Below are 18,912 nucleotides of genomic sequence, written 5' to 3'. Positions count from 1 at the left end.
AGGTTCCCAGATCAGATATCGTCGTCGGGCTCCGGACCCGCCATCAGACCCTCGGCGACCTGCTCGGTACGCCCGCGGATCGCGGCCTCGAGCCGGTTGCAGACCTCGGGGTTCTCGCGCAGGAAGTTCTTCGAATTCTCGCGCCCCTGGCCGATGCGGATGCTGTCATAGCTGAACCAGGCACCCGATTTCTCGACCAGCCCGGCCTTCACGCCGAGATCGAGGATCTCGCCGATCTTCGAGATGCCCTCGCCGTACATGATGTCGAATTCGACCTGCTTGAACGGCGGCGCGACCTTGTTCTTCACCACCTTGACGCGCGTGGCGTTGCCGATGATTTCGTCGCGGTCCTTGATCTGGCCGGTGCGGCGGATGTCGAGGCGGACCGAGGCGTAGAACTTGAGCGCGTTGCCGCCGGTCGTCGTCTCCGGGTTGCCGTACATCACGCCGATCTTCATGCGCAGCTGGTTGATGAAGATCACCATGCAGCGCGAGCGGCTGATCGAGCCGGTCAGCTTGCGCAGGCTCTGCGACATCAGTCGCGCCTGCAGGCCGACATGGCTGTCGCCCATCTCGCCCTCGATTTCGGCGCGCGGCACGAGTGCGGCCACCGAATCGACCACCAGCACGTCGATCGCGTTCGAGCGGACCAAAGTATCGGTGATCTCGAGCGCCTGCTCGCCGGTATCGGGCTGCGAGACGATCAGTTCGTCGATATTGACGCCCAGCTTCTTGGCATAGACCGGGTCGAGCGCGTGCTCGGCGTCGACGAACGCGGCCACGCCGCCATTCTTCTGCGCCTCGGCGATCACGTGCAGCGCGAGCGTCGTCTTGCCCGAGCTTTCCGGACCATAGACTTCGATCACGCGGCCGCGCGGCAGGCCGCCGACGCCGAGCGCGATGTCGAGCCCGAGCGAACCGGTGGAGATCGCCTCGACCTGCATCGTCTCCTTCGAGCCCAGCCGCATCGCCGAGCCCTTGCCGAAGGCGCGGTCGATCTGCGCGAGGGCGGCGTCGAGCGCCTTCTGCTTGTCCGTGGGAGTGGCCATGTTGCCGTCGATCACCTTGAGAGATGCTGCCATTGGGAAGCCCCGTCGCTAGAGGGTTTACGCACTGCGTTCAACCGTGTTGGGCCTTGTGTATCGCATTTGTTCCATGAGAACAAGAGCGGAACGCGCGGGAACATTTGCAGCGGCGCGCGGGGCTGGCTAGCGATGCGGCATGACCATGATCGTCGGCCATGTCTCCGCGCTCGCCCGTTTTCCGGTGAAGTCCATGGCAGGGGAGGCCTTGTCCATGGCGGAGATGGACTGGCAGGGCATCGAGGGCGACCGCCAATATGCCTTTGTCCGCGCGAGCAACGGCACGCGTTTTCCGTGGCTTACGGCGCGCGAAGTGCCGGGCATGGTGCTCCACCGCGCCCGCTTCGCCGATCCCGCGGCGCCCAAAACCAGCGCCATCGCGGTCGAGGCGCCCGATGGCGGTGTCCGCGCGCTGCACGACCCTGGCCTGCATGCCCACCTCGCCGAAGCGGCGCGTGAGCCGGTTTCGCTGATCCAGGTAGCGCGCGGCGTCTATGATTCCATGCCGATCTCGCTCCAGACCAGCGCCGGCCACCGCGCGCTGGAGACCGCGCATGGCGGCCGGATCGATCCGCGCCGCTTCCGCATCAACGTCACGATCGAGAGCGAGCTGCTGCCCGAGCAGTGGCAGGGCCTGCGCCTCGGCTTCGGCGACACGAGCGAGGACGGTGCGATCGTGCACTGCGCCGATCCGATCCAGCGCTGCGTGCTGGTCACGATCGATCCGGACACCGGCGCCAAGGACCCGACGATCCTGCGCACCGTCGCGCAGCGGTTTTCGGCCTGTTACGGGCTCTATTCGGCGCCGGCGCGGCCGGGGCTGATCCGGGTGGGCGATCCGGTGCGGGTGCTCGGGTAACCTCTCAAATGGTCACCCCGGCGGAAGCCGGGATCCAGACGCCACTCGAGCTCGGCAAGAGCCGCGACGGAGGCCCCAATGGATTCCGGCTTTCGCCGGAATGACGGAAGGAGGGGACGGTCGCCCGGCTCCCCTCCCCCTCTTACTTACCCGACTTGCCCGTCCACTGGTCCATCCAGCCGAGCACCGTGCCATACCATTGCAGCGAGTTCTTCGGCTTGAGCACCCAGTGGTTCTCGTCCGGGAAGACCAGCAGCTTCGAGGGGATCTCGCGCCGCTGAAGCGCGGTGAAGGCCGCCAGCCCCTGGGTATAGGGGATGCGGAAGTCCTTCTCGCTGGTGATCACCAGCTGCGGGGTCTTCCAGGCGTTGACATAGTTGACCGGGTTCCAGCGCTCGAACGCGGCGGGGTCCTCGAAATAGGCCTTGCCGCCATGTTCCCACTCGTCGAACCAGAGTTCCTCGGTCTCATAGGCCATGGCGCGGGCGTCGAACACGCCGTCATGCTGGACAATGCATTTGAAGCGATCGGGCCATTGGCCCTCGATCCAGTTCATCATATAGCCGCCATAGGAGGCGCCGAGCGCGCAGGCCTTGTCGCCGTCGAGGAAGGCGAAGCGGTCGGTCGCGGCCTTGAGGCCCTTCTTGAGGTCCTCGAGCGGCGACCCGCCCCAATTGTTGCGGATCGCGTCGGTGAAGGCCTGACCATAGCCGGTCGAGCCGTGGAAATCGACCGCGACCACCGCATAGCCGGCGCCGGCGAACACCGCCGGGTTCCAGCGGTACGACCAGCTATTGCCCATGCTGCCCTGCGGCCCGCCATGGACGATGAAGGCGATCGGCGCCTTGGCGCCCGCCGCCAGCCCGGCGGGCTTGGCGACATAGCCCCAGACGGTGTCGCCATTGGCGCCGTTGAAGCTGTAGCGGGTCACCTCGGGCATCGCGATGCCGGCGAGCTTATCCGCGTTCACCGCGGTCAGGCGCGTGCTCTTCTTGCCCTTCAGCCAGTAGAAATCGTCCGGCGCGGTGAGGCTGTTCATCGCATAGACCACCCCACCCCTGGTCGGCACCACGGCGGAGACGCTGCCCTGCTGGGTCAGCCGCTCGACCTTGCCTTCGAGCGAGACCGCGAACACCGGTTCTTCCTGCACGTCGCCCGCGGTGACGTAGATCGTCTTCGAATCCGTCCCCCAGGCGATCGAGGCGACCGAACGGTCCCACTTGGCGGTGAGCGCGCGGACGTCGCCGGTGGCGAGGTTGCGGAGCATCAGCACCTGACGATCGGCCTCATAACCCGGCCGCGCCATCGCGAACCAGGCAAGCCACTTCCCGTCGGGCGACGGCGTCGGCAGATTGTCCATTCCGCCATTGCCCTTGGTGAGGTTCACCGGAGCCGAGGAACCGTCGGCAGGCGCGGCGAAGATGTCGAGATTGGTCGAGAGCGATTCGATCCGGCCTGCCTCGCGCAGCGCGAAATAGACGGTCTTGCCGTCGGCGCTCCATGCGACCTCCTCGCCGCCGCCCGAAGGCTTGGAGGGGGTGTCGCCGACCAGCCCGCCCTCGATCGCGACGCCGTCGCCGGTCGCGCCCTGCGCCCCGAACGGCAGCACGAAGAGCTGCGAGCGGGTGCCGTCGGCCCAGGTGTCCCAGTGGCGCACGAAGAGTTGGCTGTAGACGCGGCCGGAGCCTGCATTCGGATCCTTCTTCTCCATCGCCGGGGTAATGGTGGGGGCGCCGGGCTTGCGATCGGCCCAGACGAGCAGCTTCGATCCGTCCGGCGAGACCTTGAAGCCGTTGAAGCCGCCCTGGATGTGGGTCAGCTGCGTCGGCGTGCCGCCGGTGATCGCAACCGACCACACCGCGTCCTCCCCACCCTTGTCGGACTGGAACCACACGGTCTTGCCGTCGGCGGAGAATTGCGGCGCGGTTTCGTTGACCAGCGGCTCGGCAACCAGCTTCTCGGGCTTGGCGCCCTTGGCGGTCAGGTCGAGCCGCCACAGGTCATAGCGGCCCTTGTTGGCGGCAAGGTCGGTCTCGCGCTGCTGCCAGACGAGCCAGTGGCCGTCGGGCGACACGGCCGGTGCCCCGACGCGGGAGAGGCCGACAACGTCCTGGATGGTGAGGTCTCGCGCCGAAGCCGGCGCTGCGATGGCGGCGAGCGCGACGCCCGCGACGAGGAACTGCTTCATGTGGCAACGATAGCGCCAAGCCGACGCCCGATACAATCGGACGTTTTGCCCGAGCTTCCGCCGGTCAGCGGCTGCCGGTGATCCGGGCGATCTCGCTCGCGACGATGCGCTCGACGATCTGCGGCAGGTTCTGATCGAGCCAGTCGCGCAGCATCGGCTTGAGCATCTCGCGCACCAGCCCTTCCAGCGTATCCGCACCCGGCACCTGCGGCTTCACCACCAGCCGCGACAGCGCCTCGAGCTTCTCCCGGCTGGCCTCGGCGACGCGATCCGAAAGGATCGGATCGGCAGCCACGGCCGGGGACGCGGGCGCATGGACAATCGGGTCGCTCAGCTCCAGCACGTCCTCGTGCGGTGGGTCGAGGGGCGCGGGCTCGGGTGCGTCCTCCGGCCCCGGCACCGCCCGCAACGACCGGCCGGGTGCGAACGCGCCGGGCTCGTCATCGGCGATGATCCGTTTGATCGATGCGAGGATTTCCTCCATCGACGGCTCGCTGCTGGCAGTCCCCATCGCGTCCATCCTGGCGTTCGAGTGCGAACCCCCTCAATCAGGGATTCGGCCGGTCGCTGTCAACCGGACGCTGGAGCGTCGGATCGAGCGGCGCGCCGACGACCTCGGCACCCTGCGCGGGCGTGTTGCGGGTGCTGGTCGCCACCGGCTTGGGCGCCTTGTCGTCAGCCCAGTCGCTGATGCGGTTGCGCACGCGGACATAGTTGACGCTCGGATCGTAGAGCAGCCGGCTGTCGAAGTTGAGGTCCTTGGCCTGCGCCCGGCCCATCGCCGCCAGCAGGCTGAACCCGGCGACATAGGCGTCGCGCTCGGCCGTGACATACTGGACCTGCGAGTTGAGCAGTTCCTGCTCGGCGTTGAGGATGTCGAGAATGGTGCGCGTGCCGACGCTGTTCTCCGCGCGCACGCCCTCAAGGCTGAGCTGGTTGGCCTGCACCGCGGTGCGCGACGATTCGATCACGCGCAGCGCCGCCTGGTAGCTGGCATAAGCCGAGCGTGCCTGGGCGATCACGCCGCGCTCGGTGAGCGTCACCTGCTCGATCGCCGCACCCTCGCGCGCCTGCGCCTGACGGACCTGCGCGGCGGGTCGCCCGGCCTGGAAGATCGGCATGGTGACCTGCACGCCAATCGTGGCCGAGCTGCCGTTGCCGCGTACGCCGGAAAACTGGGCGGACGGGCTGCCGGTGTTCACCGAACCCAGGTAATTATAATAATTGCCGCTCACCCCCAGGCTCACCTGTGGCAGGCGGGCGGCCTGTGCCACGCGGGTGTCGTACCGCGAGGCATCGCGCGCAAGCTGGGCAGCATCGAGGAACGGATTGTTGGCGAGCGCGACCTGCTCTGCCGTCTGCACGTCCTGCGGCAGGTTGGGCAGCGGCGGCGGCGGCGCGAGCACGCCCGGCGGCGTGCCGACAACGCGGATATAGGTTTCGCGGCTGCCGATCAGCTGGGCCTCGGCGCTGCGCAGCTGGGCCTGGGCAAGCGCGAGGCGTGCCTCGGACTGGGCGACGTCGGTGCGGGTCAGGTCGCCGACCTGGAAGCGGTCGCGCGTCGCCTGGAGGTTCACCTGGAGGACGTGAACGTTTTCCTGGTTCAGCCGGACGATCGATTCGTCGCGGATGACGTTGAGATAGGCGGTCACCGTCTGGGTGAAGATGTCCGCCTCGGTGCCGCGCAGATTGGCGCGGCCGGCATTCACCCGCACCTCGGCCGCGCGCACCGAATTGCGCACCCGGCCGCCGCTGTAGATCGGCTGCGAGAGGTTAAGCCCCAGCTGCGCCTGGCGCGCCGGCGTCAGCGGTGTCGAATCCGAATTGTGCAGGCTGTCATTGGCGCTGCCGGAGGCGCTCAATCCAGGCAGCCCCTGCGACCGGGCGATCGGAACATTTTCATCGTTGGCGCGCTGGTTCGCCCGCTCGCTCTGCAGATCGGGGTTGGTCGCATAGGCCTGCGACAGCGCATCCTGCAGCGTCGTCGTCGGCGCGGCGGTCTTGGCGCCGGGGGACGGCACGTCCTGCCGGCCACTGGGCGCGGTCTGCGCATACGCCGGCGCCCCGAGGGAAACGAGGCTCACACCCATGAGCAAAATGTTCAGTCGCATGAGCCCCGCTTTTAAGGTTAAAAGGTAAATTTTCTCGGTTTCTCAAAGCCCGGCAGCGTCGCCACTTCGATGTCCATGAAGTCGGCGAGACCGAAGCCCCCTTCGGTGCGGCGGCCTGCTGCCAGCCGCGTCACGCCGCGATCGATGATGCCGGAAACCACGCGTCCGCCGATCTTGACCTGATCGACGATCGCCTGCGGCAGTTCCTCGACGGCGCCGTCGATCACCACCAGATCATAGGGACCGCGCGCGGCCCAACCGGCGTTGAGCGGACCCTCTACCAGCTCGACATTCGCCGCGCCGGCAAGGCCGCCGCGGGCAATCGCGAGCAGTGCCGGCGCTTCCTCGAGCGCGACCACCGAGGCGACCAGCGGCGACAGCAGCGCCGCGGCATAGCCGCCGGCCGCGCCGATCAGCAGGACATGATCGCTCGGCTGCAGTTCCGCCTCGGTCAGCAGCCGGCCGATCACCAGCGGCGAATCGTGGCGGCGGCCGTTGCCGAGCGGCAGCAGCGTGTCGCGATAGGCCATCGCACGCTGCTCGGGCGGCAGGAACACTTCGCGTGGCACTTGCGACATCGCCGTCACCACACGGGGATCATTCACCGCGTTGGTACGCAGCTGGCTTGCCACCATGGCATGGCGCATCGCTTCGAAACGGGGCGCTTCGAGGGGCGCAGGGTCGACCATAAGGGCCATCATCACTCCGCTTGTCGCACAACCGTATTAGTTGCGCAATACACTAGTTGCTGTCCCGAGGCTTCTATCGCGGAGTGGCGGACTCGCCAAGCGAGCGCGACGTTATTTTGAAACTGTGTTGACAGGGCCCCACCCCAAGGGCATTTGCCGCGGCTCACCTCCGGATGGCCCGATGGCGGAGTGGTGACGCAGCGGACTGCAAATCCGTATACGCCGGTTCGATTCCGGCTCGGGCCTCCACTATAGCAATCATCCCGGATCCGCTGCCGCACGCCGCTTTCGGTGCCGCGACTCGCTGCGACCGGCGCTTCGCAACAGCGTCTGCGCGCTTGGATTGCCGCTCGATGCCCGCCGCGCCCCGCCAAACGCTACTCGATTGCTCCGATCCGGCAGAATAATCCCCCCTCAGCGTACCGCGATACGTCAACCCTTTGCACGTCCTTCGCGGCCGATGCTGCCACGGCCATGCGTGGCTAAGAACCTCGATTCCGGATAGATTTCTGCTTTCCACCCCGGGCTCGGCGCACAAGGATCGGTGCGTACCGATCTTCGCGGCGCGTTCTGCCGGGAGATCGCCGCGCTCCCGCTATCCCTCCAAGACAGCGGAGCCGCGGCAATGGACGAAAATGGAGAGGACGCTGCACATCCTGCCAAGCCGCCGCGCGTGCGACGCGGCGGAACCGGCAGGAACGGTGCACGGGCGAACGGCGGGGAACACATGGACGGGACAGGGCTGGACATCGTCGCGGAGCGCGCGCTCACCATCCTGCTCGACGAATCGCCATCGGACGCAGACGGAGCCGGCACTTGCGCGGCACCGGACGCGATCTTTCCGACCTGCGATGTCGCGGTCGACGTCAAGACCCGCCCCCTGTTCCTCCAGGCGATCACCGCCGAGGCACTGCTGGAGATCGCCCCCGACCTCCACTGCGTCCGCGTCGACCGCGCGATCCGCCAGATCGCCGCCGCCCGCGATGCGATCGCCCTGGACGATCGATACCCGATTGCCGACCGTGTCGAATTCCCGGCCGACGCACAGGAACTGGCGCAATTGCTCCTGCTGTTCGCGCGTGCGGGCCGCAGCGATCTCATCGCCCGGTACTGCGTGCCGCCGCTCGCCACGCTGCTGCCCTATGCCGAAGCCGACGGGATCATCCCGACCTGGATCCTGCCGCCGGCGGGGCGCGACCCGGCGGAAGGCGGCGGTGCGATTGCCGACCTGTTCTACGCGTTCGCGCGCTGGGATCCGCGCCGCTTTCTCGGCGGGATCGTCGCGGGCGCGCGCTGGGTGGGGACCTGCCAGCAGCCCGACGGGAGCTGGGGGGCAGGTCCCGGCACCGATCGCTTCTATGCGAGCTGGCAGGCGCTCCGCCTGTTGGGCGCGGTGATGCCGAACCACCCGGCGGTGCCGCGCGCCGTCGCCTTTTTGCACAATAGCCGTTCGCCCGCGGGTGGCTGGGGCGACGGGGCCGGCGACGATCCGCTGGCCACGGCCTGCGCGCTGCAGGCGCTGCTTGCCGCCCGCACCCGCCCTTCCGCCGCGCTGGTCCGGGAGGCGGTCGCCGCGGTCGCGCCGCACCTAGCCGCCCTCCCGCCGTCCGATACCGTTGCCAGCCGCCCCCTTCCCGGTGCCACCGTGCTTGCCGCCGGTTTGTTGCTGCGCGCCTTGCACACGCTGCAACTGACGTCCCACCAATGATCGCGACCTTCACGACAGCCGCACCCCAGTAGAAGCCACATCCGCGTCTTCACCAATCCTTAGCCGTCTCCATGCGATTTCGCCGAAAATACAAGGCGAAAGCGAATAAACCGCGGCGCGGGAGAGGATGTCGAACATGTCGAAGTGCGGGTGGTTGCTGTCTGTTGGCGTCGCCGCCATTCTTGCCACGCCCGCGGCGGCGCAAGACCTGCGCGGCTCTGCCGCCAACACGCCCCCCGCAGCGGCGGAATCGCCCAACACCGCCGACATCGTCGTGACCGCCACGCGCCGCTCCGAACGCCTGTCGAGCGTGCCGATCGCCGTCTCCGCCTTCGGCCAGGCCGCCCTCCAGAACTCGGGCGCGACCGATATCCGCCAGATGACGCAGATCGCGCCGTCGCTGCTCGTCTCCTCGACCGGCTCCGAAGCCAATGCCGCCGCCCGCGTGCGCGGCATCGGCACGGTCGGCGACAATCCTGGCCTCGAAAGCTCGGTCGCGGTGTTCATCGACGGCATCTACCGCAGTCGCACCGGCGCGGGCCTCAACGACCTGGGTGAGATCGAGCGGATCGAAGTGCTGCGCGGGCCGCAGGGCACGCTCTCGGGCCGCAACTCTTCGGCGGGCGCGATCAGCATCTACACCAAGCTGCCCGAGTTCAAGTTCGGCGGGTTCGCCGAGGCGACCTATGGCAACTATGATGCCGTGCGCCTTTCCGGCGCGCTCACCGGTCCCGTGGTGAAGGACCTGCTCGCCTTCCGCATCGACGGCGTCTATTCGAAGCGCGACGGCTATCTCCACGACGTCGTCAACAACACCGATTACAACGACCGCAACCGCTATTTCGTCCGCGGCCAGCTGCTGTTCACGGTCAACCCCGATCTCGGCATCCGCCTGATCGCCGACTATACCCATCGCAACGAGAAGTGCTGCGGCGCCGTCACCATGGACACGCGCGAGAAGCTCGATCCCACGCCCGGCGTCCCCGGCGACTTCGCGATCAACCCGGCCGGCAACCGCATCACCGCGATCCTGCGCAGCCTGGGCGGCGTGCTGCCGAGCGAAGGCGCTCCCTATAACCGCCAGATCGCGCTCACGCCCGGCCGCGCCTATGCCAATCTCACCACCGACTACGGACTCTCCGCACGCGTGCGCTGGAACTTCGGCGCGACGCAGTTGACCTCGCTCACCGCCTATCGCGAGTACAAGTCGGCGGGCGCCGGCGACATCGACTATGGCAATGTCGACATTGGCTATCGTCCCAAGGACGGCAACGCCTATCGCCAGTTCCACACCTTCAGCCATGAGAGCCGCTTCTCGGGCACCATCCTCGGCAACAAGCTCGACTGGCTGGTCGGCGGCTATTACGCGCACGAGACGCTGCGCGTGGCGGACAATCTCCGCTTCGGCACGCAATATGGCGCCTTCGCCGCCTGCCGGATGGTGGCGACGATCAACCCGGCGGCGGCGCTGCGCGACCCCACCCGCGCCGGCTGCCTCAGCCCCGCCGGCCGCGCGGTGCTCACCCCCGCCGTGGGCCCGCAGGTCATCGGCGGCGTCGATCGGCTGAGCACGCTCAACGATCTCGGCTCGACGCTCGACCTCTACGACCAGACCAGCGAGAACTGGGCTTTCTTCACCCACAATATCTACAAGCTGACCAAGACGCTGAGCTTCACCCTCGGCGCGCGCTACACGCACGAAAGCAAGTCGCTGAAGGCGTCGTTCGCCAACAACAACACCGTCTGCCCGGCGCAGCAGGCCGCGATGGGACCGCTGCTCGCCAGCAGCAACGCCACGCTGCAATCGCTGGCGGCGGGCATCGTGACGCTGACCTGCACCGGCAACTCGACCTCGGCGCTCACCGGCGTGCCCTTCGCCGACAAGTTCAAGGAGGGCCAGCTCACCGGCACCGCCGTGCTTTCGTGGAAACCGAGCGAGCGCACGCTCGCCTATGCCTCCTATGCGCGCGGCTACAAGGCGGGCGGCTACAATCTCGATCGCTCGGACCTGTCCGCCACCGTGTTCGCCACTCCGCGCCAGTCCGCGGTCACCAACCTGCGCTTCGATCCGGAGACGGTGAACGCCTTTGAGATCGGCGCCAAATACACCTCGCGCCACCTGACCGCGAACCTAGCGCTCTATCGCTCGGAGTTCACCAACTTCCAGCTCAACACCTTCAACGGCACCGCCTATATCGTCCAGAATATCGGCGGGTGCAGCACGCCGCTCAACGGTGCGGATCGCGACAACAGCTCGGCGACGGGCGCCTGCACCGGCAGCGTCGGCAAGGGCGTGGTGACCCAGGGTGTGGAAGTCGAGGTCGGCCTGTACCCCGCCTCGAACTTCACGGTGAACCTCGGCTACACGCTGGCCGACGCGAAATACCAGCACGATCTGGTCGGCAGCAAGGCGGGCGAGCCGCTCAACGCCGCGCTGTTCCTGCTGCCCGGCAGCCAGATGTCCAACGCGCCGCGCAACACGGTGACCAGTGCGGTCACCTGGACGCCGGCGCTGGGCAGCCACGGGCTGACCGGGCTGGTCTATGTCGATGGCCGCCTGACCAGCGACTACAACACCGGATCGGACCTGTTCGTCGAGAAGCTGCAGGACGGCTTCGTCACGATGAACGCGCGGATCGGCGTGCGCGGGCCGGACGAGAAATGGGCGGTGGAGCTGTGGGCGCAGAACCTGCTCGACACCGACTATCAGCAGGTGGCGTTCAACCTGCCCTTCCAGGGCGCGGGCAGCCGATCGCAGGTCCAGGCGTTCGGTGCGCCGAGCTTCGCTGTCGGCAACGCGATGATCGGCTCGTTCCTCGCCGAACCGCGCACCTATGGCCTGACGGTGCGTACGCGGTTCTGAGGGGCTGGTGGGAGCGCCCGAACGCTCCTCCGCCCGCCGGCGGGAGGGCCATCGAACGCTCCCGCAGTGCCGCGTCATCCCCGCGAAGGCGGGGATCCATTGGCGCTGATGCTGCGGTTCTTCCCCCAGCGCTCCGGGCAATGGATTCCCGCCTTCGCGGGAATGAATGACGATCCTTTTGAGGCGCGCCTGTTGCTTCGATACCCATATGATTGCCTGCCTAGGGAAGGAACATGCGCTTTCCGCGGCCTCCGCACCGGCTGGCCCTTGCCCCCCTCGCCCGCTACAGCCGCCGCCATGCAAAGCCTCCCCCGCCGATGACCGCCCCCGCCCCGCCCGCACCGCGCCATGGCGGCTGGATCATCGCGGCGTGCATGTGCGCCTCCAGCCTCGCCTTTCTCGACGGATCGGTGACCAACGTCGCCTTGCCGACGATCGGGCACAGCCTTGCCGCCGATCCGGCGACCTTGCCCTGGATCATCAACGCCTATCTGCTCCCCCTCTCCGCCCTCCTCCTGTTCGGGGGCGCGACGGGCGACTATTTCGGCCGACGCCGGATGCTGATCCTCGGCGTGGCGATCTTCGCGCTGGCCTCGCTCGGCTGCGCGCTGTCCAGGGGCACCGACCTGCTGCTCGCCTCGCGGGCGCTGCAGGGGATCGGGGCGGCGATCCTGATGCCCAACAGCCTCGGCCTGCTCGGCAGCAGCTTTCACGGCGAGGCACGCGGACGCGCGATCGGCACCTGGGCCTCGGCCGGGGCGATCGCCTCCGCCGTCGGCCCGCCGCTCGGCGGCTGGCTGGTCGACGCGGTCGGCTGGCGCGCGATCTTCTACCTCAACCTGCCCGTCGCGGCCGCCGCGATCGCCATCGCCTGGCGCTTTGTCCCCGAGAGCCCGCGCGGCAAGGGCGGGCTCGACTGGCTGGGCGCGGCGCTGGCTACCGCCGGGCTGGGTAGCCTCACCTGGGCGCTCACCCTCTGGTCGAGCAGCCATGCGGTCTCGACCCAGTCGACGATCGGCCTGGTCGGCGGCGTGGCGCTGCTGGCCGGCTTCGTGCTCCACCAGCACCGGCTGGGCGAGCGGGCGATGATGCCGCTGGCGCTGTTCGGCTCGCTGCCCTTTGTCGGCCTGACCGTGCTGACGCTGCTGCTCTATGGCGCGCTCGGCGGGCTGATCCTGCTGCTTCCCTATCTGCTGATCGTCGGCGGCGGCTATCCGCCCGCACAGGCGGGGCTGGCGCTGCTCCCCTTCTCCATCGTGATCGGCGTCTCCTCGCGCTTCGCCGGGCGGCTGGCGGCGCGGATCGGCGGGCGGTGGCCGCTCTCGATCGGGCCGATCGTGACCGGCCTCGGCTTCTGGCTCCTCTCGGGCGCCGACCCGCAGGCAAGCTACTGGACCAGCATCCTGCCGGGCATGCTGGTGCTCTCGCTGGGCATGGCGGGCGCGGTGGCGCCGCTTACCACCGCGGTGCTCGCCTCGGTCGACGATCGCTTCACCGGGACGGCTTCGGGCTTCAACAGCGCGATCGCGCGGACCGGCGGCTTGGTCGCGACCGCGCTGGCCGGCGCGGTGCTGTCGCAGACCGGCGCGGCGCTGGTCGGCGGGTTTCACGTCGCGGCGCTGGTGTGCGCGGCGCTGGCGGTGGCGGCGGGGATGACCGCGTTCCTCACACTGAAGGACTGAGCGGCCGCTCCCCTCTAGCCGTCATCCCGGCGAAAGCCGGGATCCATTGGGGTTTCCGTACCGGCTCCTGCTGCGACCGCGTGGCGTCTGGATCCCGGCTTTCGCCGGGATGACGGTGAAGGGGGAGGACCTTTCGCCGCCCCCGCGGGATGTGCCCCATTGCCACACCGCCAGCCCCGCCCCATCCTCCCGCCACCACCGTCGGAGAAACCCCATGCGCCCGCACCGCGAACAGCATCTCGTCGCCCGGATCGGCTGGCTGCGCGCCGCCGTGCTGGGGGCGAATGACGGCATCGTCTCCACCGCCAGCCTGATCCTGGGCGTCGCCGCCTCGGGCGCCGAGCGGCCGGCGCTGCTCGTCGCGGGCGTGGCGGGGCTGGTGGCGGGCGCGATGTCGATGGCGGCGGGCGAATATGTCTCGGTCAGTTCGCAGGCCGATACCGAACGCGCCGATCTCGCCCGCGAGCGGCTGGAACTCGCCACCTCGCCCGAGGCCGAGCTGCGCGAGCTGGCCGAGATCTACATCGCCCGCGGCGTCGACCCCGTCACGGCAAAAGCGGTGGCCGAGCAGATGATGGCGCACGACGCGCTGGAGGCCCATGCCCGCGACGAGCTCCACATCACCGAGGTGACGACCGCGCGGCCGGTAGTCGCCGCGCTCACCTCGGCGGCGACCTTCACCGCAGGCGCGGCGCTGCCGCTGCTGCTCGCCGCGCTGCTGCCGATGCGCTGGATGGCGGCGGGGGAAGCGGCGGGATCTATCCTGTTCCTCGCCCTGCTCGGCGCGCTGGGCGCGATCACCGGCGGGGCCAAGCCGATGAAGCCGGTGGTGCGGGTGGTATTCTGGGGCGCGCTGGCGATGGCGCTGACCGCGGGGATCGGGCGACTGGTCGGCACCAGCGTCTGACGGTTCCCGGAGCGGGTCGGCTCAGAACAGGTTGGAGACGAACCAGACGATGAACGCTGCCACGCCGAGCAGCGCCAGCCCGAGCAGGACGCGCACCACCGGCGGATCGCGCGGCACCACCGCCTGCGGATAAGGCAAGGTCAGCGCGCGCAGCGCGATGACATAGATGGCGCTGGCACATCCCACGCGCACCCAATCCAGCATCACCCAGCGATGCGCCATCGCGATCGATTCGGCATCGGTGATATGGTCCTTCACGTGGATCGCGTGATGGTAGAGCGCATAGTTCATCGGCCAGAAGGCGAGGACCGTCAGCACCAGCAGCAACAGGCTCCCGACCGACGGCATGCACAGCATCCAGCGATAGTGCCACGGCGTCCGCCAGCCCGCGATCAGCGCGCCGAACCCGGCGACCTGCGTCGCCGCCGAAAAGGGGATGAAGAACAAGCCGGTGTCGACGGGCCAGGCATCGCCATAGGGCAGCAGTGCGAGAGACGCGGGCGGATTGGCGCTCCACGCGCCGGCAAGCACCACCAGATCGAACAATTTCGCCCCGACCACCGGGCCGCCGAACAGCACCAGGATCCAGAGAAAGATTCGGGTCAGCTTTTCTCGAGTCACCATGATGCCCCCCGGACGTCACAACTGGTACTCGTGCGGGAACATCTCGTGAAATCTGCAGAAACGCAAGACCGCGTCTCCAGGCGATTGATAGCGGGGGATTCTTTGCAGGCGAATCGGATCGGAAGACGTGCGCCGCCGCGGGCGGGATCGATGCGGTTCCTCGCCCTGCTCGGCGCGCTGGGTGCGATCACCGGCGAGGCTAGGCCGCGCAAGCCAGTCGTGCGGGTGGTGTTCTGGGGCGTGCTGGCGATGGCGCTGACGGCGGGGATCGGGCGGGTTGTGGGGAGGAGTGCTTGAGTCCCCGCACTCCCCGAGCTACCTACATGAAGCAAACCTCGTTACTATCGACGTGGAGCAGATGTGCGATCAACATTAGCATTTCTCGTTTGCACCTGCTTAGCGGCATGTAACGGCTCAAGCACGCGTCTGGATGAAAGACCCGGATGGCACTATCGCAAATATGAGGATTCGAGCGGAGTTTTATACATTTTCAATGACACCCAAAAGATCTGGTTCAGAGGATTATGCAATGGTGAACCGCTCTACGCCCTGATGGGCGGCGCGTATGAACTAAACCCTAAAACCTTCACCCTAACCGTTGACAGCAAGAACTGGACCCTTCTTGTCTATCGAGGTCATCATGGGCGTGGGTTGATCGTTGACCGGCCCGAACCCAAGAAGGCAATTGGAGCAGCTAAGCAGCGTATCATTTTCCAAGTAGGTCGTTGGAAAAAAGAAATACCGGCTGCAGCACCGCTCCGTCGATTTGCGAGTGACTGCAGCTCCTCACGCTAAAGCCTCTTCCCTTAAGGGGTGCTTAGCAGGCTCCACTGCCGGTATACCTCAATACCCCTCCGGCGCCAGATCGCTGAACTTGGTGAACTGCCGGTCGAAGCGCATGTGCACCGAACCCGTCGCACCATGGCGCTGTTTGGCGATGATCACCGTTGCCTTGTTCGCCACTTCCAGCTGGCGCGCCTGCCATTCCTCATAGGCCATGCGCTCCTCGGCGGTTTCGGTGCCGTCGGGGATCTTCGTCGGCGCCTTGAAGTCGTGATAATATTCGTCGCGATACACGAACAGCACGATATCGGCGTCCTGCTCGATCGAGCCGGATTCGCGAAGGTCGGAGAGCTGCGGGCGCTTGTCCTCGCGGCTTTCCACCGCGCGGCTCAGCTGGGAGAGCGCCAGCACCGGAACATGAAGTTCCTTGGCCAGCGTCTTGAGGCCGCGCGAAATCTCCGAGATTTCCTGCACGCGCCCGTCGCCCGAGGCCTTGGCCGAGCCGGTGAGCAGCTGGAGATAGTCGACGATCACCATGCCGATCTTGTGCTGGCGCTTGAGCCGCCGCGCGCGGGTGCGCAGCGCCGCGATGGTGAGGCCCGGCGTGTCGTCGATATAGAGCGGCAGCCGCTCCAGATCGCCCGCGGCCCGCGCGAACTTCTGGAACTCGGCATTGCTCAGCTGGCCGGTACGCAGTTTTTCCGAGACGACCTCGGCCTGTTCGGACAGGATACGCATCGCCAGCTGGTCGGCCGACATTTCGAGGCTGAAGAACGCGACCGGCGCGCCGATCGACTTTTCCTCCGGGATGCCCGCGTCGAGATCGTCCATCCAGCGCTTGGCGGCGTTGAACGCGATGTTGGTGGCGAGCGAGGTCTTGCCCATGCCGGGGCGGCCGGCGAGGATCAGCAGGTCCGATCGGTTGAAACCGCCGGTCGAGGCGTTGAGGTCGCTGAGGCCGGTGGTGATGCCCGAGATGCCGCCGCCCGAGTTCATCGCCTTCTCGGCCTGCTTCACGGCGAGCGTGGCGGCGCGGGTGAAGGACTTCACGCCGGCTTCCGAATCGCCCTGCTCGGCGACCTGGTAGAGGCGGAGTTCGGCCTGCTCGATCTGCTTGGAGGGGTTGATGTCCTGGCTGGTGTCGAGCGCGCCCTCCACCATGCCGCGGCCGACATCGACCAGCGCACGGAGCTGCGCGAGATCATAAATCTGATCGGCGAAGGAGCGCGCGCCGATCAGGCTGGCCGGGTTGCCGGTCAGCTGAGCGAGATAGGCCGGGCCGCCCAGCTCCTTCATCGCCGGATCGTTGGCGAACAGCGGGCGCAGCGTCACCGGCGTGGCGAGGCGGTTGTCGCCGACGAGATGCGCGATCTGCTCATAGATGCGGCCGTGCAGCGGCTCGAAGAAATGCTCGGGGCGGAGTTTCTGGAGGACGTCTTCCGCGACTCGGTTGTCGATCATCATCGCGCCGAGCAGCGCTGCTTCCGCCTCTACGTTCTGGGGGAGGCTGAGGCCCTCTTGGGGCTCCTGGGTGGGGAAAGGGATCGGCTGTGCCATCCCTCCCTCTTCCTCCAATGCGGAGGCCACGGCAACCGCATGGCTTGTGGAAAACGGGGAATGCTTCCAAAGCTGGGGCCTATGGCCGATCCGCGGATCCTCGACGTGACCCTCGACGAGCGCACCATCCTGTGGCGCTCGGCGGATATCGAGCAGGAACGCCGGATCGCGATCTACGATCTGCTCGAGGACAATCACTTCGCCCCCCAGCGCGTGCATGCCGATGGCTATGCCGGACCGTACAAGCTGCACCTCAGCGTCGAGGAAGGGCGGCTGGCGCTGGCGATCAAGCGGGCGGACGATACGCCGCTGGAGACGATCGTGCTCGGCCTTGCCCGCTTCCGTCGGCCGATCCGCGACTATTTTGCGATCTGCGACAGCTATTACCAGGCGATCCGCAACGCCACGCCTGCGCAGATCGAGACGGTCGACATGGCGCGGCGCGGCATCCACAATGACGCAGCCGAGCTGCTCCGCACCGCGCTGGAGGGGAAGATCGAGGTCGATTTCGATACCGCGCGGCGGCTGTTCACGCTGATCTGCGTGCTCCACATCAAGGGATGAGTTTCATGACGACCGAACGCGACGCGCTGATCGCAGCCGCCCGTACCGCTGCGCGCAACGCACACGCGCCCTATTCCAACTTCGGCGTCGGCGCCGCGGTGCTGCTGACCGACGGCACGGTGGTGACCGGCGCGAACTTCGAGAATGCCAGCTACGGGCTGTCGCTGTGCGCAGAGACGGTGGCGCTGGCGACCGTCTCGGCACAGGGGCGGCTACGCGACGTGGCGGAGATCGCGGTGATCGGCGGGCCGATCGGGCCGGACGGGATGCCCAAGGGTACCGCGCCGGTGAGTCCGTGCGGGCGGTGCCGGCAGGTGATCAACGAGGCGGCGCAGCTCGGCAAGCGCGACCTGCCGGTCCATTGCGGCGCGGCCGAGGGCGATGCGGTGGCGAGCTACCGGCTGTCCGAGCTGCTGCCCCAGGCGTTCGGGCCGGGGGATCTGGGGATCAGCTGAGCCCTCCGCTATCGCCGTCATCCCGGCGAAAGCAGGGATCCAGACGCCACTCGGGGTCGGCAGAAGCCGCGACGTAGGCCCCAATGGATTCCGGCTTCCGCCGGAATGACGAGATGGTGGGGTTCAGCCCCTCCCGCCCCCAACCTTGACGCCGCGCCCCCTCCCCCGCAGTACCGCGCCCATGTCCATTCTTTCCGATCGCTGGATTCGCGAGCAGGCGCTCCACCACGGCATGATCGAGCCCTTCGTCGAGAGCCAGCGGCGCGAGGGCTGCATCAGCTACGGCCTCTCCTCCTACGGCTATGACGCGCGGGTGGCGGACGAGTTCAAGATCTTCACCAATGTCGACAGCGCGGTAGTCGACCCGAAGAATTTCGACGCGAACAGCTTCGTCGACCGCAAGACCGATGTCTGCGTGATCCCGCCGAACAGCTTTGCCCTCGCCCGGACCGTGGAATATTTCCGGGTGCCGCGCGACACGCTGGTGATCTGCCTCGGCAAGTCGACCTATGCGCGCTGCGGGATCATCGTCAACGTGACGCCGCTCGAGCCCGAATGGGAAGGCCATGTGACGCTGGAGTTCTCCAACACCACACCGCTCCCCGCCAAGATCTACGCCAATGAAGGCGCCTGCCAGTTCCTGTTCCTCAAGGGCGAGCAGCCCTGCGAGACGAGCTATGCCGACCGCGCGGGCAAATATATGGGCCAGCGCGGGGTGACCCTGCCGCGGCTTTGAGTGCATCGAAGTAGCGTTTCCTCCCTCGGCGAAGCCGGGGGAGGGGGACCGCCGCCGAAGGCGGTGGTGGAGGGGGCTTGCTGCGACTTCGGCCGTGTTCCCCC

Annotated in this window: 16 protein-coding genes and 1 tRNA gene; 10 read left to right on the top strand and 7 right to left on the bottom strand. The window is 67.5% G+C overall.

Annotation, left to right across the window (positions count from 1 at the left end; all coding sequences use genetic code 11):
• Nucleotides 1-11: 11 nt before the first annotated feature.
• Nucleotides 12-1,082 (bottom strand): recombinase RecA, encoded by a 1,071-nt coding sequence (gene recA / locus SAZ01S_RS03025; RefSeq protein WP_084579931.1) that lies wholly within the window; start codon nt 1,080-1,082, stop codon nt 12-14.
• Between the two features lie 139 nt (nt 1,083-1,221).
• Here recA and SAZ01S_RS03020 point away from each other — a divergent pair, with 139 nt between their 5' ends.
• Complete coding sequence (locus SAZ01S_RS03020; RefSeq protein WP_084579929.1) at nt 1,222-1,941, top strand: MOSC domain-containing protein; 720 nt, start codon at nt 1,222-1,224, stop codon at nt 1,939-1,941.
• Nucleotides 1,942-2,083: 142 nt separating this feature from the next.
• On the opposite strand, the gene SAZ01S_RS03015 is transcribed toward SAZ01S_RS03020, so the two are convergent.
• From SAZ01S_RS03015 to SAZ01S_RS03000, 4 genes are all read right to left on the bottom strand, one after another.
• Entirely contained in the window at nt 2,084-4,129 is a 2,046-nt protein-coding gene (locus SAZ01S_RS03015; RefSeq protein ID WP_084579927.1) for an alpha/beta hydrolase family protein, read from the bottom strand.
• Between the two features lie 64 nt (nt 4,130-4,193).
• Nucleotides 4,194-4,640, bottom strand: a complete 447-nt coding sequence (locus SAZ01S_RS03010) for a DUF2497 domain-containing protein (RefSeq protein ID WP_167693053.1) — start codon at nt 4,638-4,640, stop codon at nt 4,194-4,196.
• Between the two features lie 37 nt (nt 4,641-4,677).
• Nucleotides 4,678-6,240, bottom strand: coding sequence for a TolC family outer membrane protein (locus tag SAZ01S_RS03005; protein ID WP_084579925.1), 1,563 nt, complete (start codon nt 6,238-6,240; stop codon nt 4,678-4,680).
• Between the two features lie 17 nt (nt 6,241-6,257).
• Entirely contained in the window at nt 6,258-6,941 is a 684-nt protein-coding gene (locus SAZ01S_RS03000; protein WP_245824541.1) for a protein-L-isoaspartate O-methyltransferase family protein, read from the bottom strand.
• A 163-nt stretch (nt 6,942-7,104) separates the two neighbouring features.
• Between SAZ01S_RS03000 and SAZ01S_RS02995 the strand changes: the two genes are divergently transcribed.
• The 5 genes from SAZ01S_RS02995 (at nt 7,105) to SAZ01S_RS02975 (ending at nt 14,089) form a co-directional block, all read left to right on the top strand.
• Nucleotides 7,105-7,178: transfer RNA gene (locus tag SAZ01S_RS02995), tRNA-Cys, on the top strand.
• A 478-nt stretch (nt 7,179-7,656) separates the two neighbouring features.
• Complete coding sequence (locus SAZ01S_RS02990; RefSeq protein ID WP_084579924.1) at nt 7,657-8,637, top strand: prenyltransferase/squalene oxidase repeat-containing protein; 981 nt, start codon at nt 7,657-7,659, stop codon at nt 8,635-8,637.
• Nucleotides 8,638-8,773: 136 nt separating this feature from the next.
• Nucleotides 8,774-11,500: a TonB-dependent receptor gene (locus SAZ01S_RS02985; protein WP_084580072.1), complete on the top strand. Its 2,727-nt coding sequence runs from the start codon at nt 8,774-8,776 to the stop codon at nt 11,498-11,500.
• Nucleotides 11,501-11,733: 233 nt separating this feature from the next.
• Nucleotides 11,734-13,182, top strand: coding sequence for an MFS transporter (locus SAZ01S_RS02980; RefSeq protein WP_245824539.1), 1,449 nt, complete (start codon nt 11,734-11,736; stop codon nt 13,180-13,182).
• 214 nt (nt 13,183-13,396) lie between these two features.
• A complete protein-coding gene (locus tag SAZ01S_RS02975; protein ID WP_084579922.1) occupies nt 13,397-14,089 on the top strand; it encodes a VIT1/CCC1 transporter family protein in 693 nt (230 codons plus the stop codon).
• Between the two features lie 21 nt (nt 14,090-14,110).
• Here SAZ01S_RS02975 and SAZ01S_RS02970 read toward each other — a convergent pair whose 3' ends face one another.
• Complete coding sequence (locus SAZ01S_RS02970; protein WP_218018011.1) at nt 14,111-14,713, bottom strand: DUF1772 domain-containing protein; 603 nt, start codon at nt 14,711-14,713, stop codon at nt 14,111-14,113.
• Nucleotides 14,714-14,863: 150 nt separating this feature from the next.
• On the opposite strand from SAZ01S_RS02970, the gene SAZ01S_RS23500 reads away from it, so the two are divergent.
• On the top strand, nt 14,864-15,010 hold the full coding sequence (locus SAZ01S_RS23500) for a VIT1/CCC1 transporter family protein (RefSeq protein ID WP_439951208.1): 147 nt from the start codon (nt 14,864-14,866) through the stop codon (nt 15,008-15,010).
• A gap of 546 nt (nt 15,011-15,556) precedes the next feature.
• Here SAZ01S_RS23500 and SAZ01S_RS02965 read toward each other — a convergent pair.
• A complete protein-coding gene (locus tag SAZ01S_RS02965; RefSeq protein ID WP_084579920.1) occupies nt 15,557-17,053 on the bottom strand; it encodes a replicative DNA helicase in 1,497 nt (498 codons plus the stop codon).
• A gap of 81 nt (nt 17,054-17,134) precedes the next feature.
• Between SAZ01S_RS02965 and SAZ01S_RS02960 the strand changes: the two genes are divergently transcribed.
• From SAZ01S_RS02960 to dcd, 3 genes are all read left to right on the top strand, one after another.
• Nucleotides 17,135-17,617, top strand: coding sequence for a UPF0262 family protein (locus tag SAZ01S_RS02960; protein ID WP_084579918.1), 483 nt, complete (start codon nt 17,135-17,137; stop codon nt 17,615-17,617).
• A gap of 5 nt (nt 17,618-17,622) precedes the next feature.
• A complete protein-coding gene (locus SAZ01S_RS02955) occupies nt 17,623-18,072 on the top strand; it encodes a cytidine deaminase (protein WP_084579916.1) in 450 nt (149 codons plus the stop codon).
• 181 nt (nt 18,073-18,253) lie between these two features.
• Nucleotides 18,254-18,808, top strand: coding sequence for a dCTP deaminase (gene dcd / locus SAZ01S_RS02950; protein WP_084579914.1), 555 nt, complete (start codon nt 18,254-18,256; stop codon nt 18,806-18,808).
• Nucleotides 18,809-18,912 lie beyond the last annotated feature (104 nt).

Source organism: Sphingomonas azotifigens NBRC 15497, from assembly GCF_002091475.1.
Taxonomy (GTDB): Bacteria; Pseudomonadota; Alphaproteobacteria; order Sphingomonadales; family Sphingomonadaceae; genus Sphingomonas; species Sphingomonas azotifigens.
The sequence above is the reverse complement of the archived record's forward strand: the minus strand, read 5'-3'. Positions and strand labels throughout refer to the sequence as shown.

Coding starts and splice junctions, on each gene's coding strand:
- SAZ01S_RS03010 (WP_167693053.1), bottom strand. CDS start 4,640: ATGGGGACTGCCAGCAGCGAGCCGTCGATGGAGGAAATCCTCGCATCG.
- SAZ01S_RS02975 (WP_084579922.1), top strand. CDS start 13,397: ATGCGCCCGCACCGCGAACAGCATCTCGTCGCCCGGATCGGCTGGCTG.
- SAZ01S_RS02960 (WP_084579918.1), top strand. CDS start 17,135: ATGGCCGATCCGCGGATCCTCGACGTGACCCTCGACGAGCGCACCATC.
- SAZ01S_RS02965 (WP_084579920.1), bottom strand. CDS start 17,053: ATGGCACAGCCGATCCCTTTCCCCACCCAGGAGCCCCAAGAGGGCCTC.
- SAZ01S_RS03005 (WP_084579925.1), bottom strand. CDS start 6,240: ATGCGACTGAACATTTTGCTCATGGGTGTGAGCCTCGTTTCCCTCGGG.
- recA (WP_084579931.1), bottom strand. CDS start 1,082: ATGGCAGCATCTCTCAAGGTGATCGACGGCAACATGGCCACTCCCACG.
- SAZ01S_RS02955 (WP_084579916.1), top strand. CDS start 17,623: ATGACGACCGAACGCGACGCGCTGATCGCAGCCGCCCGTACCGCTGCG.
- SAZ01S_RS03020 (WP_084579929.1), top strand. CDS start 1,222: ATGACCATGATCGTCGGCCATGTCTCCGCGCTCGCCCGTTTTCCGGTG.
- SAZ01S_RS03015 (WP_084579927.1), bottom strand. CDS start 4,129: ATGAAGCAGTTCCTCGTCGCGGGCGTCGCGCTCGCCGCCATCGCAGCG.
- dcd (WP_084579914.1), top strand. CDS start 18,254: ATGTCCATTCTTTCCGATCGCTGGATTCGCGAGCAGGCGCTCCACCAC.
- SAZ01S_RS02990 (WP_084579924.1), top strand. CDS start 7,657: ATGGACGGGACAGGGCTGGACATCGTCGCGGAGCGCGCGCTCACCATC.
- SAZ01S_RS02980 (WP_245824539.1), top strand. CDS start 11,734: ATGCGCTTTCCGCGGCCTCCGCACCGGCTGGCCCTTGCCCCCCTCGCC.
- SAZ01S_RS02970 (WP_218018011.1), bottom strand. CDS start 14,713: ATGGTGACTCGAGAAAAGCTGACCCGAATCTTTCTCTGGATCCTGGTG.
- SAZ01S_RS03000 (WP_245824541.1), bottom strand. CDS start 6,941: ATGATGGCCCTTATGGTCGACCCTGCGCCCCTCGAAGCGCCCCGTTTC.
- SAZ01S_RS23500 (WP_439951208.1), top strand. CDS start 14,864: ATGCGGTTCCTCGCCCTGCTCGGCGCGCTGGGTGCGATCACCGGCGAG.
- SAZ01S_RS02985 (WP_084580072.1), top strand. CDS start 8,774: ATGTCGAAGTGCGGGTGGTTGCTGTCTGTTGGCGTCGCCGCCATTCTT.